The sequence below is a fragment of the Caldicellulosiruptor bescii DSM 6725 genome, assembly GCF_000022325.1.
GTDB classification, from domain to species: Bacteria; Bacillota; Thermoanaerobacteria; order Caldicellulosiruptorales; family Caldicellulosiruptoraceae; genus Caldicellulosiruptor; species Caldicellulosiruptor bescii.
Genome location: NC_012034.1, coordinates 1,628,412 through 1,643,860, shown reverse-complemented (window position 1 = coordinate 1,643,860; position 15,449 = coordinate 1,628,412). Strand labels below are relative to the sequence as shown.

Sequence of the window (15,449 nt, the reverse complement as noted above, 5' to 3'; positions counted from 1 at the left end):
TAACAGTAAGGTGAGGAAAATGTTGGATGAAAGAAAAAGAAGAATACTTGAAGCTATCATAGATGATTATATAAATACAGGTGAACCTGTTGGTTCAAGGACAATTGCAAAGAAATACATTTTTGGTATTTCTTCTGCTACAATCAGAAACGAAATGTCAGACTTAGAGGAGATGGGATACTTAGAGCAGCCCCACACGTCAGCTGGTAGAATTCCTTCAGATAAGGGCTACAGGTATTATGTTGATGAGCTGATGAAGGTATCAAGGCTTTCGCCACAGCAAGTTGAATTTATAAGGTCGCAACTTGATATCAAATTCAATGAAATAAACGAATATATGGAGAACATTGCAAAGATAATATCTAACCTTACAAACTACACAGCAGTAATTTCAACACCAAATGTTAAAAAGAGCTTTATAAAGTATCTTCAGCTTGTACCAGTTGACACCAAAAGATATATACTAATTTTAGTGACAAACACAGGTCTTGTAAAAGATATTCTCTTGGACAAACCAGAAAATGTAGACATAAAAGATTTTATATATATATCAAATATCCTTAATGAGAAACTAAGTGGGCTTAGACTTGAAGATATTGACCAAAAAATTGTGCTTGAGATTGAAAACATACTTGGCAAAAACAAGACAATCTTGTCACCAATAATTGAAAATGTACTGCGCACAATCAGTGCAGCTGACAGCACAGAAGTTGTTTTAAGTGGAATTAAGAACATGTTTGATTTTCCTGAGTTTAGTGATGTTTTGAAGGCAAAGATATTCCTGCATATATTTGAGCAAAAGGAGATGCTAAGACAAATAATAAACTCTGCAATGCATGAACATATAACCATCAGAATTGGTACAGAAAATCCAATAGAGGATTTAAAAGAGTGCAGTGTTGTTCTTTCCACTTACAGAATAGGTGACAGTATTGCCGGTTCAATAGGTATAATTGGTCCAAAAAGACTGAGATATTCTCAGACAGTTTCACTGATTGATTACATTTGTGACACTTTATCTGATATTTTGACAAGACTTTTTACAGAATAAATTAAAGAGGTGATTTGTGAAGATGCTTGACATGGAAAACAAAGATCTAAAGAGCGAGGAGGTAAACTCTTCTGAGGCTCAGACTTTAGAAGAAACTAATTCCGAGGGAAAAAATGAGAATATGCAACATTTTCAAGAACCTCAAGAGGACGCAGCAAAAACACAGGAAAATGATGGGTCAAATGAAAGTAGTGAAGATATTGAGGTTGAGCCTCACCAAGAGGACACTGTGGAAACTTTAAAAAAGCAGCTTGAAGAGAAAGAAAGGGAGGTTGAAGAGTACAAAAGTCTATGTCAAAGAATAGCTGCTGATTTTGATAACTATAAAAAGAGAATAGCAAAAGATAAAGAGAATATGTATTATGAAGTTGTTGCTGATGTTGTTGGAAAACTCCTTCCGATTGTTGACAACTTTGAAAGAGCAATTGACTCTGCAAAAAATTCAAAAGACACAAATGATGAACTTTTAAAGGGACTCGAAATGATAAAAAAACAGATTGATGATATCTTTTCAAAACTTGGTGTTGAGCCAATTGAGGCTTTGAATAAAGAATTTGACCCGTACCTTCACAATGCAATTATGCATGTTGAAGATGAAAGGTACGGTAAAAATGTTGTAATTGAAGAATTTCAAAAAGGTTACAAGATAAAAGATAGAGTTATTAGATATAGCCTTGTAAAGGTTGCAAATGCTAATTAAATTTAAGAAGAACTTGAAACTAAATTTTTAAGAATAAGGAGGTTGATAACAATGGCTCATATTTTAGGTATAGACTTGGGAACAACAAACTCTTGTATGGCAGTTATTGAAGGTGGTCAACCTGTTGTAATTCCTAACGCAGAAGGGTTTAGAACAACTCCATCAGTTGTGGCTTTCACTAAGACAGGTGAGAGGCTTGTCGGTCATGCAGCAAAAAGACAGGCTATTACAAACCCTGAAAGGACTATTATATCAATTAAAAGAGATATGGGAACAAATAAAAGAATAAAAATAGATGATAAAGAATATTCACCGGAAGAAATTTCAGCTATGATTTTGATGAAGCTCAAGGCTGACGCAGAAGCATATCTTGGCGAAAAAATAACACAGGCTGTTATAACTGTTCCAGCTTATTTTACAGACTCACAAAGACAGGCAACAAAAAACGCAGGTAGAATTGCAGGACTTGAGGTTTTGAGAATCATCAACGAGCCAACAGCAGCAGCTTTGGCTTACGGTCTTGACAAAGAAGGTCATCAAAAGATAATGGTATATGACCTTGGCGGTGGAACATTTGACGTTTCAATCTTGGAGATTGGCGATGGTGTAATTGAAGTTTTAGCAACGTCTGGTAACAACAGACTTGGTGGCGATGACTTTGACCAAAGGATTATCGACTATATAGCTGACGAGTTTATGAAAGAGCACGGAATTGATTTGAGACAAGACAAGGTTGCGCTCCAGAGGCTAAAAGATGCAGCAGAAAGGGCAAAGATTGAACTTTCGTCTGCGCTTCAGACAACAATTAACCTGCCATTTATCACAGCAGATGCAAACGGTCCAAAACACATTGATATGGTTTTGACACGTGCAAAGTTTGAAGAGCTTATAAAAGACCTTGTAGAAAAGACAAGAGAACCTGTTGAGACAGCACTTTCTGACGCAAAGCTTACTCCAGAGCAGATTGACAAGGTCATTTTGGTTGGTGGTTCAACAAGAATTCCATATGTTCAGGAATTTGTAAAGAAACTTACTGGTAAAGAGCCGTTTAAAGGAATAAATCCGGATGAGTGTGTTGCAATTGGTGCTGCAATCCAGGCAGGTGTTCTTGCAGGACAGGTAAAAGACATATTGCTTTTGGACGTAACACCACTTTCACTTGGTATTGAGACTCTGGGTGGTGTGTTCACTAAGATTATTGAAAGAAATACAACAATCCCAACACGAAAAAGCCAGATATTCACAACAGCAGTGGATGGTCAGACACAGGTTGAGATTCATGTTCTGCAAGGTGAAAGACCTCTTGCAAAGGACAACAAGACACTTGGAAGATTTATACTTGATGGTATTCCGCCTGCACCGCGAGGAGTGCCACAGATTGAGGTTACATTCGATATAGACGCAAACGGTATTGTACATGTTTCAGCAAAAGACCTTGGCACGGGTAGAGAGCAAAAGATTACAATAACATCCCAGACACATTTGAGTGAAGAAGAGATTCAAAGGGCTATTAAAGAGGCTGAAATGTATGCTGAGCAGGATAGAAAGAGAAAAGAACTGATTGAGGCACGAAACAGAGCAGATTCCATCATCTACCAGACGGAAAAGCTGCTTCGCGAACTTGGTGACAAGATGACAGAAACTGAAAAGCAGCAGATTGAGTCAAAACTAAAAGCCTTGAAAGATGTTATGAATGGTGAAGACAAAGAACAGATTGAAAGGGCAATTGATGAACTCACAAAGTCATTCTATGATGTGTCTACAAGACTTTATCAGCAGGGTTATACCGCATCGGGACCGCAAGGTGGACCAAACCCAGGTGGTGGTCAGAGCGGTCCTGATGGAAATGTAAATACTGATTATAAAGTATACTAAAGACTGTGATAAAAACAAGGTAGGGGACCAAAGTCATGAAGTGTTTAAAAATGGCTTTGGTCCTTTTTATGATTATTTGTTAAATTCATGTTATTGGTATATAATAATATTCAGTAAAGTAAGCGGGTGATAAAGAATGGCACAAAAAAAAGACTACTATGAGATTTTAGGTGTTCCAAGGAATGCAACAGAAGAAGAGATAAAAAGAGCCTACAGAAGACTTGCAAAACAATACCATCCTGATGCAAATCCAGGTAATAAAGAGGCAGAAGAAAAATTTAAGGAGATAAACGAGGCATACGAAGTCTTGAGCGATCCTGAAAAGAGAAAGCTTTATGACCAGTTTGGTCATGCAGCGTTTGACCCGAAATATGGTGCACAAGGTAGCGGTGGTTTTTCTGGTGGATTTGGCGGTGGATTTGCTGACTTTGATTTTGGCAGTTTTGGTGATATTTTTGAAGACCTATTTGAAGGCTTTGATATATTTGGAACATCCAGAAGAAGAAAAGAAGCACCAAGAAAAGGTGCTGATATATATGTCGATTTAGAACTTACTTTAAAAGAGTCTGTATTTGGCTGTGAAAAAGAGATTCCAATTTACAGAACTGAAAAGTGCAGTGTTTGTGGTGGAAGTGGTGTAAAACCAGGTTCTGCACCTGTGAGATGTCAAAAGTGCGGCGGCACGGGTCAGATAAGATCAAGACAGGCAACATTCTTTGGGGAGTTCACCACCATAAAAACCTGTGATGCATGCGGCGGAACAGGAACTATTATAACAGACCCATGTAGAGAATGTGGAGGAACGGGAAATGTAAGAAGACAGCGAAGAGTAAAGATTAATATTCCAGCAGGAATTGATGATGGCCAAGTGATAACGTTAAGAGGTGAGGGCGAGAGCGGCATCAAAGGCGGTCCTAACGGTGATTTGCATATTAAAATAAAAATAGCACCTCATCCTGTGTTCAAAAGAGTCGGGCAGGACCTTTATATTGAGGTTCCAATAACATTTGTTAATGCAGCTTTGGGTGGAGAGATAGAAATTCCGACACTTGATGGTAAGACAAAAGTAAGAATTGAGCCAGGGACACAAAATGGTGATGAGGTCAGAATCAAAGGCAAGGGCGTTCCGAACCTGCGTTCGCGAGGAAGAGGCGACCTTGTTGTGAAGTTTATAGTGGAGGTTCCAAAAAAGCTTACAGAAAAGCAGAAAGAGCTTTTGAGAGAGTTTGAAAGACTTTCATCAGAAGAGGGATATGAAAAGAGAAAACATTTTTGGGATAGGATAAGAGAAGCTTTTTCTTAAGACATTTTTGAGTTTGAAAGAAGGAGAAGAAAGAACAAATGAGATGGTATGAGATATCAATTAAGACTACCGAAGAGGCAGAAGACGCTATTTCAAATATTTTATACGAACTTGGGGCAAACGGTGTTGTCATTGAAGACAATGAGATTGTGACAAGACCAAATTTATGGGATTATATTGACGAAAACCAGTTTACAAAAAAGGATTATGCAAGAGTTTGTGCTTACTTTCCTGAAAGCAGCAATATTTTAGAGCTTACCCATACTATTGAGGAGAGGCTTAAAGAGACTGCAAAATATATTGATATTGGAGAAGGAAAAATTAGCGTTTCTGAAGTTAATGAAAAGGACTGGGCAGAAGAGTGGAAAAAGTATTATAAGCCTGTTGAGATAGGGAATATTGTGATTGTTCCTTCATGGGAAGATTATAAAGCCGAAGGCAATAAAACAATTGTGAAACTTGACCCTGGTATGGCATTTGGCACAGGAACTCATGAGTCAACAATTTTGTGTCTTGAAGCTATCCAGAAATATGTAAAGCCAGGGATGGATGTTCTTGATGTTGGAACAGGTTCAGGAATATTAGCAATAGCTGCAAAGAAGTTTTTGGCAAGAAGAGTTTTGGCAGTTGATATTGATGAGGTTGCTGTAAAGGTAGCAGAGGAGAACGCAAGGTTAAATGGAGTTGAGATTGAGATAAAAAAGAATGACCTTGTTGAAGGTATAGAAGAAAAGTTTGATGTGGTTGTTGCTAACATTGTTGCTGATATCATTATGAGGCTCTCAAGAGATGTAAAGAAAGTTTTGAAAGACGACCGAATTTTTATCTCTTCTGGCATTATTGAAGACAGGCTTGAAGATGTTTTGAAAAGCTTTGAGAAAAATAGTCTTGAAATTGTAGAAGTGAAAAAACTGGGTACATGGTGCTTGGTTGTTAGCAAAAAAACTGTGTAGGGTGATATTAAGTGCCAATCTTTTTTGTTGAAAAGCAGAACATTGAGAATAATATTGCCTACATCACAGATAAAGAAGATATAAATCATATAGTCAAGGTTTTAAGGAAAAGAGAAGGAGATAAGATAAATCTATGTGATGGAAATTATGATTACTCATCGCGTATAGTTGAAATTTCAAAAGACAGAATAAAACTTTTGATAGAAAGCAAAACTTTGAATGACCGAGAAAGTATCAAAAACATTTTTTTATTTCAATGTATTATCAAAAACCAAAAAATGGATTTTATTGTGCAAAAGGCAACAGAGCTTGGAGTAAAAACAATTGTACCTGTGGTTTCAAAAAGAGTTGTGATTGATATTTCAGAAAAACAGGAAAAAAAGGTTGAAAGGTGGCGCAAAATTGCGCAAGAGGCCCAAAAACAGTGTCTTCGCCCTATACCACCTTTAATCGAAATGCCAATTAGAATTTCTGAGATTAAAGAGAAATATTTAGATAAGCTTGATATTCTTTTTATTCCTTATGAAAAGGAATCGGAGACTTCAGAGTGGTGTATATCTTCAGATTATAATAACATTGGGATTTTAATTGGACCTGAAGGTGGTTTTGAAGAAGAGGAGATAGAAGAGTTAAAAACCTTTAAAAATGTGCAAGTTATTTCGCTTGGCAAAAGAATACTCAGAAGTGAGACAGCCTCAATTGCTGCGCTTTCCATCCTAATGCATGAAGTTGGAGAAATGTGAGGGGAAGTGACAAATTGTGAATGTATACTTTGACAACGCTGCAACCACAAGGCCTTTTGATGAGGTAATTGAGCAGCTTTCAAAGTTTTTGATAGATACCTACGGCAATCCTTCATCGCTTCACAGACTTGGTGTTGAAGCAGAAAGAAAATTGAAAGAAGCAAAAGAAATACTTGCTCAGAAACTTGGTGGCAGTGCAGATGAAATTTATTTTACTTCTGGTGGAACAGAAGCAAACAATTTGGCACTTATTGGCTGTGCGGTTGCACATCAGAAAAGGGGAAAAAGAATTGTATCAACACCTGTTGAACATCCTTCTGTTATTTCTACGCTTGAATATTTAGAGAGAAATGGCTTTGAGATACAATATGTCTCTGTAGATGCTGAAGGTAATGTAGATTTTGATCAGTTTGAGAAGCTTGTGGACCAAAATACCATTCTGGTAAGTGTCATGCTTGTCAACAACGAGACAGGGCATATATTTGATGTAAAGAAGCTAGCTGAAATTGCGAAAAAGAAAAATCCAAATGTTATTGTTCACACAGATGCTGTTCAGGCTTTTATGAAAGAAAAGACCAATGTTAAAGAATTGAACGTGGACCTTATGTCGATAAGTGGTCATAAAATACATGCATTAAAAGGAATAGGAGCTTTGTATATCAAAAAGGGTATTAACATCCAGCCGATAATCTTTGGTGGACAGCAGCAAAAAGGTATAAGACCTGGAACAGAGAATATGCCCGGCATTTTTTCGTTTGCTAAAGCAATTGAGGTATTTGAGAAGCTAAAAGCTTCTGAACCTGATAAGCTAAGGAATATAAAACGAAGATTTATTGAAGGACTTTCAGCCATAGATAGCGTTGTGATAAACTCTCCTTTAGATAAGACATCCGATGCAATATTAAACGTATCTTTTTTGGGCATAAAATCTGAAGTTTTTCTTCACACGCTTGAAAGTTATGGCATATTTGCATCTTCTGGTTCTGCCTGCTCGTCAAAAGGCAGGACTTACAACAAGGTTTTGCACAGCATGGGAAAAAAGCTGGATGTTGCAGAAAGCAGTATACGTTTTTCGTTTTCTTACCTCAATCAAATTGGAGAGGTTGACTATGCACTTGAGTGCATTGAAAAAGCGCTGCGATTCTTAAGAAAAATAAAAAAGTAAAGGATGAGTTCAAAATTGAAAGCACTACTGATAAGATACGGTGAGCTTGCGTTAAAAGGTCAAAATCGTCCTTTTTTTGAGGATACTCTGGTCAGAAATATCAAAAAAAGACTTTCTGACATTGACTCGGTTATGGTTAAAAAGGAGCAGGGCAGAATATTTGTTGAAAATTTGAGTGAGGAATATTTTGATGAAGCAATTGAAAGGCTCAAACGCGTTTTTGGGATTGTAGGAATTACCATATGCGAGGTTGCTGAAAAGAATTTAGAGGGGATAAAGCAGGCTGCTGAAGTTGTTACCAAAAGTGAGCTTGAAAAGGGTAAGAAGACTTTTAAGGTGGAGACTAAACGAGCAGATAAAAAATTTGAGCTAAAGTCTCCAGAGGTCTCTAAGTTAATAGGCGCGCATATCTTGAGGAAGTTTGCTGAAATGTATGGACTTTCTGTAGATGTTCACAACCCTGATTTTACTTTGAACATAGAAATAAGAGACAAAGTATATATCTATTCATCAGAAGAGAAAGGTATTGGAGGAATGCCCTTTGGCACAGGTGGCAGGGCACACCTTCTTTTGTCCGGTGGTATAGACAGTCCTGTTGCCGGTTTTATGATTGCCAAAAGAGGTGTTGAGATAGAAGCAATTCACTTTTACAGTTTTCCTTACACTGGCGAGAAAGCAAAGGAAAAGGTAATAGACTTGTGTAAGGTTTTGGCAAAATACACAGATAAGATAAAGCTCTATATAGTTCCTTTTACTGAAATTCAGCTTTCTATTTATGAAAATTGTGATGAGAGATTCTTGACAATAATAATGAGAAGATTCATGATGAAGATTGCACAAAAGATTGCTATGCAAAACGGTGGACTTGCTTTGATTACCGGTGAGAGCATAGGTCAGGTTGCAAGCCAGACAATGGAAAGTCTGTTTTGCACGCAGGCAGCTGTTTCAATGCCGGTTTTCAGACCGCTCATTGGCATGGACAAGGAAGAGATAATAAGACTTGCAAAGAAGATTGGCACATATGATATCTCTATACTTCCTTATGAAGACTGCTGTACTGTGTTTGTTCCTAAGCATCCAAAAACCAAACCAAAACTTGAACAAGTTTTGGCTGAGGAAAGCAAGCTCAAGGCAGAAGAACTGATTGAAAAGGCAGTAACAAATACCGAGTGGATGGTGATAAGAGATAGGTGAGCCTGTTAGACTTCAAAAATTTATGGCACAGTGCGGTGTTGCTTCCCGGCGGAAGTGTGAAGAGATTATCCTGCAAGGAAGAGTAAAAGTAAATGGGAAGACTGTGAACCAGCTTGGGTTCAAGGTTGACCCAGAAAAAGATGTGGTTGAAGTAGATGGAAAGAGGATATCCCTGCAGATGCAGAAGGTATATATAATGCTTAACAAACCTTTTGGTGTTATTTCTTCTGCAAAGGATGAAAAGGGAAGAAAAACAGTGGTTGATTTGGTGAAGGACAAAGTAAATGTAAGAGTATTTCCTGTGGGGAGGCTTGATTTTGATACAACTGGCTTGATTATTCTTACAAATGATGGTGAATTTGCATATAAAGTCACACACCCAAAACACGATATTGAAAAGACTTATATAGTCTTAATCAAAGGCATTCCTTCTAAGGAAGAGATAGAAAGGTTTGAAAAAGGACTTTTAATAGATGGGAAAATGACTGCGCCTGCCAAATTTAAGATTTTAAAGCTTATAAATGGTAATGCTCTGGTTGAGATAAAAATCCATGAGGGAAGGAATAGGCAGATAAGAAAAATGTGTGACCAAATTGGTCATAAGGTTTTGAAGTTAAAAAGGGTTGCAATTGGCAAACTCCAGCTTGGAAAACTAAAAGAAGGGGAATTTGTTTTCTTAGATAGAGAAACAGCAAACAAGGTGTTTGAAAAATGAAAATTAAAAAACTGAAAGGAGAGTGCTAAATTGACTGATGAGAGGTTGAAACTTCTTGCAAAAAACCTTATTGAGTATTCGGTTGAATTAAAAGAAGGCGAGAACATTTTAATTGAGCTTATTGGACAGGAGATTGAACTTGCAAATCAACTTGTAAAACTTTCATATTTAAAAGGTGCAAAACCATTTTTGTGGCTAAAACATCCAACACTACTTAGAACTCTTCTTTTGAGTGCAACAGAAGAGCAGATAGAAATGATCGCTCAAAATGAAAGAGATCTTATGGAAAAGATGGATGCATATATAGGTATTAGATCTTCACCAAATCCGTTTGAACTTTCAGATGTTCCAGACGAGAAGATGAATCTGTATCAAAGAATATGGTTTCACAAAGTTCACGGAGAAGTCAGAGTTCCAAAGACGAAATGGTGCATATTAAGATACCCCAACTATTCGATGGCACAACAGGCAAAGATGAGTTTGGAAGAGTTTGAAGATTTTTATTTTAACGTTTGTAATCTTGACTATAGCAAAATGTCGAAAGCAATGGATGCTTTGGTTGAGCTTATGCAAAACACAGATGAGGTTCGGATAGTAGCAAAAGACACAGATTTGAGATTTTCAATTAAAGGAATGAAAGCTGTCAAATGCGATGGCCACATGAACATTCCCGATGGTGAGGTATACACTGCACCTGTCAAGAATTCTGTAAATGGTTATATAACATACAATACACCTTCGAACTATGCAGGGTTCAAGTTTGAAAATATAAGATTTGAATTTAAAGATGGAAAGATTGTAAAGGCAATTGCTAACAATACAGAAAAGCTCAACAAGATACTGGATACTGACGAGGGTGCAAGGTATATTGGTGAATTTTCAATTGGTCTGAATCCATATATTACAAAGCCCATGGAAGACACACTTTTCGATGAGAAGATTGCTGGAAGCATCCATTTTACCCCAGGTAGCGCATATGAGGATGCTGACAATGGCAACAGATCAGCTGTGCATTGGGACATTGTACTCATTCAAACACCTGAATATGGTGGTGGGGAAATTTACTTTGATGGAAAGCTCATTAGAAAAGATGGAAGATTTGTGATAAAAGATCTGGAAGGCTTAAACCCAGAGAACTTAAAATAGACTCTTTACTTGAAAAAATTTTTTCACAGTGTTTGCCTTTTATGAATATCATAAAAGTAGACATAATATATTAATTGAGAATGAAAAATGGAAAATTATCTTTCTGCTCAGCAGCTTGGGACATTTGCTGGTATTGCTATCGCTACGAATGTAATTGTCCAGTTTACCAAAAGCATTTTTAAAAAACGATGTAAAGATTATGTAATAAGAATTTACACTTTTGTTATAACTCTTATTCTTTCTTTTATATTTATCCCTCATAACAATACACTCAAGGATATTGTCCTTCTTATTATCAATTCCATATTAATTTGCATGACTTCATTTGGAAACTATGAGATTTTTAAAGACACATACAGAAACACCAAAAAATAAAAATGGGTAAGGCTGCCCAGCAAACATATTTAGAATTTAGTTCCTTTTACTTTGCGGGCAGCCTTATTAATTCCTTCAAAAAACTGGTTCAGATTTTCCCAACACACACAAAAATCATTATAGCCTTGTGAGCGTGAAGCCTATTTTCTGCCTCATCAAATACCCTCGATTGTGGACCGTCTATAACCTCTGAGGTTACTTCGAACCCTCTGTATGCTGGAAGACAATGCAAGAATATCGCATCATCTTTTGCTAATTTCATAAGGGTGCTGTCTACCTGATATCCTTCAAAATCCCTTATTCTTTTTTCCTTTTCTTCTTCCTGCCCCATCGAAACCCATGTGTCTGTATAGACAACATCAGCATCTTTTACAGCCTCTTTTGGACTATAAGTAAAGATGACGTTGCTTTTGCTGTTTTTTGCTTCATCAAGTGCAAAATCTACAACTTCCTTCTTTATTTCATAGCCGGGTGGAGTTGCAACTGCAATGTCGATACCAAGTTTTGCTGCGCCTACCAAAAGTGTGGCTGCTACGTTGTTGCCGTCTCCTACATATGCAATTTTTAGATTACTGAGCCTTCCTTTCTCCTCAAAAATTGTCTGAAAATCAGCTATGATTTGGGTTGGATGATAATCATCAGTAAGCCCATTTATAACTGGGATAGAAGAGTATTTTGCAAACGCTTCAACCTCTTTTTGTTCATATGTTCTTATAACAATTAGGTCAAGGTATCGAGACAGAACCTTTGCTGTATCCTCTATTGTTTCACCTCTGCCAAGCTGAAGGTCATTTTTTCCAAGATAGAGTGAATATCCGCCAAGCTGATGGATTCCCACTTCAAATGATACACGTGTCCTTGTTGAAGCCTTTGTAAATATAAGTCCCAACGCTTTGTTCTTTAAGTAAGGGAAATAAAAACCTCTTTTAGCTTCTTTTTTTAACTTACTTGCAAGTTCAATCAAATACAGAATATCTTCTTTTGAAAGGTCATTTAGATGAAGAAAATGTCTCATAACACTTCATCCTTTCATCTTTAAATAAATCATTCAAGCAATAGATATCTTTTTCAATCTCATCCAGTGAAGATAAAACGTCCACATAATACAGTGCTGTGTCAATCGATGTCAATGTTGTGATTCCAAACTCAACAGAAAGCCTTCGCAAAACAAAACCAAACTCTTGCATTTTGTCTTTGGATGGAATATTTATTACAAACGAGAATTTGTCTTCAAGTAGCAACTTTTGAGCAGTCTCTTTGTTTATAAACTCTACATTTAAGCCTTTTATATAATCCTTCATGCTATCTAAGAGGAACACTTTGAAGTTTACTTCATATAGTTTTCTTATGATCTGCTGTATAGCATCCCTTTCGCTTTCAGGTGCTAAAATCAAGCAGCTTCCGTTTTTTGTAAATTTATGATTGGAGGATATAAAAGCTTTATAAAGAGCAACTTTTAGGTTTTTGGAGATACCAAGAACTTCGCCAGTGGATTTCATCTCTGGACCTAAATATGCATCAACCTTTGATAATTTGGAAAACGAAAATACAGGAGCTTTTACTGCAAAAAAGTCTGGTTCTTTTACAAGGCCAGTTTGGTATCCCAAATCTTTGAGCTTCTTGCCAAGTATGAGTTTAGTTGCAATCTTTATCATAGGAATTCCCGTAACCTTGCTCAAAATTGGCACAGTTCTGCTTGCGCGAGGATTTACTTCTATTACATATACATTTTCATCTTTATCAATTACAAATTGAATATTGAAAAGTCCTACAACTCTCAAGGCGCGGGCAAGTTTTATAGTATAATCAACAATTTTTTCTTTAACCCTCTCAGAGAGTGTATGGGGTGGGAATACTGCCATGCTGTCGCCAGAATGAACACCAGCTCTTTCAATATGTTCCATGATTCCAGGTATTAACACATCTTCTCCATCCGAGATTCCATCAACTTCCGCTTCTTTTCCAAGGATGTATTTGTCGATCAAAATAGGATGCTTTATTGATATCTCAATTGCAGCTTTGATATATTTTTCAAGCTCCTCGCGGCTGTAGACAATCTCCATTGCCCTTCCGCCAAGAACATAAGATGGTCTTACCAGAACAGGATAGCCAATTTGCTGAGCAACCTTTACCGCATCTTCCAAGCTGTATGCAGCCCCACCTGGAGGATAAGGAATATTGAGGTTTTTAAGAAGATTCAAAAACTTGTCTCTATCCTCTGCAGTGTCAATACTTTCCATAGAAGTTCCTAAAATCTTCACACCGTTTTTTGCAAGGTATGAAGCCATATTTATTGCAGTCTGACCACCAAATTGAACTATTACGCCCATTGGTTTTTCCTGTTTTATTATGTCTAAAACACATTCTTTTGTAAGAGGTTCAAAAAAGAGCTTGTCTGATGTATCGAAGTCAGTTGATACTGTTTCAGGATTGTTATTGATGATTATAGCTTCAACTCCTTCTTCTTTTAACGCGAATATTGAATGAACACAGCAATAATCAAATTCAATTCCCTGACCAATTCGAATTGGTCCTGAACCTATTACAATTGCCTTGGGCTTTGAACTTACAACTAAGTCAGTTTCTTTTTCGTATGTGGAATAAAAATATGGTGTTTTTGCTTCAAACTCACCTGCACAGGTGTCAACCATCTTGAAAGAAGGTTTTAGCTTACATTTCTCTCTTATTTCTATTACCTCGTCCACATCTTCTTTTAAAAGATTTGCAATGTATGAGTCACCAAACCCAAGCCTTTTAGCTTTTTGTAAAAGGTCATATGGCAGTGATTCAATGTCATATTTTTTGAGCTGTTTTGACATATCAACTATGTTTTTGAACTTTTCAATAAAGAAGTAATCAATCTTGCTGAGGTCTGAGATGAACTTGCAGTCATAATTTCGAGAAAGAGCTTCGCATATTGCGAAAACTCTCTCATCGTTTGGAGTTTTTATATACTCTAAAAGCTGATCATCTGGCATTTCTTCAAATTTCTTAAGACCGAGCTGATAATTAATCTTGACATCCAGTGAATCTATTGCTTTTAAAAATGCTTCTTCAAATGTTCTTCCAATTGCCATGACCTCGCCAGTTGACTTCATTTGTGTGCCAAGTCGTCTGTCTGCCTTTTCGAACTTGTCAAACGGCCATCTGGGCACTTTTACAACAACATAGTCTATAGACGGTTCAAAGCTTGCATATGTGTTTTGGGTGATAGGATTTATTATTTCATCAAGTGTAAGCCCAATTGCTATTTTTGCAGCAATTCGGGCAATAGGATATCCTGTTGCTTTTGATGCTAAGGCAGACGAACGGCTCACTCTTGGATTTACCTCAATTACCACATATTCCATACTGTTTGGATTTAGTGCAAACTGAACGTTGCATCCGCCCTCAATTTTAAGACTTCTTATTATGTTTAAAGAAGCACTTCGCAGCATCTGATACTCTTTATCAGAAAGAGTTTGAGATGGGGCAACAACAATACTGTCACCTGTGTGAATTCCCACAGGGTCTATGTTTTCCATGTTGCACACAGTGATGCAATTGTCGTTGCTGTCCCTCATGACCTCATATTCTATTTCTTTCCAGCCAAGGACACTTTGTTCAATCAATACTTGATGAATTAAAGAAAGTTTCAATCCTTTGCTTGCAATATATCTTAATTCTTCTTCATTGTAAGCAATTCCACCGCCTGTGCCGCCAAGGGTATAGGCAGGACGAACAATAACAGGGTATCCAACTTCTCTTGCGAATTCTATAGCTTCTTGTACAGAGTGTGCTATGATGCTTTTTGGCACAGGTTCTCCAATTTCAATCATGGTCTTTTTAAAAAGTTCCCTGTCTTCTGCCTTTTTAATTGTTTCAAGCGATGTTCCAAGAAGGCAAACTCCGTACTTTTCCAAAATTCCTGCTTCGGCAAGCTCAAATGCCATATTGAGTGCTGTCTGACCACCAAGTCCAGCCAAAAGTCCTTGTGGTCTTTCTTTTTTGATTATTTCTTCGATATAGTCAACTGAAATTGGTTCAATATATACCCTGTCAGCAATTTCTGTATCAGTCATGATTGTTGCGGGGTTGGAGTTTACAAGCACAACTTCTATTCCTTCTTCTTTTAAAGCGCGGCAGGCCTGAGTTCCTGAATAGTCAAACTCAGCAGCCTGCCCAATTACTATCGGACCAGAGCCTATTATCAAAACCTTTTTTATGTCTTTTCTCTTTGGCATCTTTTT

The 15,449-nt window shown here is 37.1% G+C and carries 13 protein-coding genes; 11 read left to right on the top strand and 2 right to left on the bottom strand.

Annotated features, from left to right (window positions below):
• Positions 1-19 precede the first annotated feature (19 nt).
• From hrcA to ATHE_RS07735, 11 genes are all read left to right on the top strand, one after another.
• Entirely contained in the window at positions 20-1,051 is a 1,032-nt protein-coding gene (gene hrcA, locus ATHE_RS07785) for a heat-inducible transcriptional repressor HrcA (RefSeq protein ID WP_013430136.1), read from the top strand.
• A 22-nt stretch (positions 1,052-1,073) separates the two neighbouring features.
• Positions 1,074-1,751, top strand: coding sequence for a nucleotide exchange factor GrpE (gene grpE, locus ATHE_RS07780; RefSeq protein WP_015907997.1), 678 nt, complete (start codon positions 1,074-1,076; stop codon positions 1,749-1,751).
• Positions 1,752-1,802: 51 nt separating this feature from the next.
• Positions 1,803-3,626: a molecular chaperone DnaK gene (gene dnaK, locus ATHE_RS07775; protein ID WP_015907996.1), complete on the top strand. Its 1,824-nt coding sequence runs from the start codon at positions 1,803-1,805 to the stop codon at positions 3,624-3,626.
• Positions 3,627-3,762: 136 nt separating this feature from the next.
• Positions 3,763-4,929 (top strand): molecular chaperone DnaJ, encoded by a 1,167-nt coding sequence (gene dnaJ / locus ATHE_RS07770; protein ID WP_015907995.1) that lies wholly within the window; start codon positions 3,763-3,765, stop codon positions 4,927-4,929.
• A gap of 38 nt (positions 4,930-4,967) precedes the next feature.
• A complete protein-coding gene (prmA, locus tag ATHE_RS07765; RefSeq protein ID WP_015907994.1) occupies positions 4,968-5,882 on the top strand; it encodes a 50S ribosomal protein L11 methyltransferase in 915 nt (304 codons plus the stop codon).
• 11 nt (positions 5,883-5,893) lie between these two features.
• The gene (locus ATHE_RS07760) at positions 5,894-6,625 is read left to right on the top strand and encodes a 16S rRNA (uracil(1498)-N(3))-methyltransferase (RefSeq protein ID WP_015907993.1); all 732 of its coding nucleotides are present in this window, start codon (positions 5,894-5,896) and stop codon (positions 6,623-6,625) included.
• A 16-nt stretch (positions 6,626-6,641) separates the two neighbouring features.
• Positions 6,642-7,790, top strand: coding sequence for a cysteine desulfurase family protein (locus ATHE_RS07755; protein ID WP_015907992.1), 1,149 nt, complete (start codon positions 6,642-6,644; stop codon positions 7,788-7,790).
• 15 nt (positions 7,791-7,805) lie between these two features.
• A complete protein-coding gene (gene thiI, locus ATHE_RS07750; RefSeq protein ID WP_015907991.1) occupies positions 7,806-8,984 on the top strand; it encodes a tRNA uracil 4-sulfurtransferase ThiI in 1,179 nt (392 codons plus the stop codon).
• Positions 8,977-9,699, top strand: coding sequence for a pseudouridine synthase (locus ATHE_RS07745; protein WP_079504017.1), 723 nt, complete (start codon positions 8,977-8,979; stop codon positions 9,697-9,699). Before thiI ends, ATHE_RS07745 begins: the two co-directional genes overlap by 8 nt.
• 30 nt (positions 9,700-9,729) lie before the next feature.
• On the top strand, positions 9,730-10,845 hold the full coding sequence (locus ATHE_RS07740; protein ID WP_015907989.1) for an aminopeptidase: 1,116 nt from the start codon (positions 9,730-9,732) through the stop codon (positions 10,843-10,845).
• 87 nt (positions 10,846-10,932) lie between these two features.
• Positions 10,933-11,220, top strand: a complete 288-nt coding sequence (locus tag ATHE_RS07735; RefSeq protein ID WP_015907988.1) for a hypothetical protein — start codon at positions 10,933-10,935, stop codon at positions 11,218-11,220.
• Between the two features lie 88 nt (positions 11,221-11,308).
• Here the strand turns inward: ATHE_RS07735 and argF are convergent, their stop codons facing one another.
• The gene (gene argF / locus ATHE_RS07730) at positions 11,309-12,235 is read right to left on the bottom strand and encodes an ornithine carbamoyltransferase (protein WP_015907987.1); all 927 of its coding nucleotides are present in this window, start codon (positions 12,233-12,235) and stop codon (positions 11,309-11,311) included.
• Complete coding sequence (carB, locus tag ATHE_RS07725; protein WP_015907986.1) at positions 12,210-15,443, bottom strand: carbamoyl-phosphate synthase (glutamine-hydrolyzing) large subunit; 3,234 nt, start codon at positions 15,441-15,443, stop codon at positions 12,210-12,212. The genes argF and carB overlap by 26 nt, the downstream gene beginning before the upstream one ends.
• Positions 15,444-15,449: the final 6 nt, after the last annotated feature.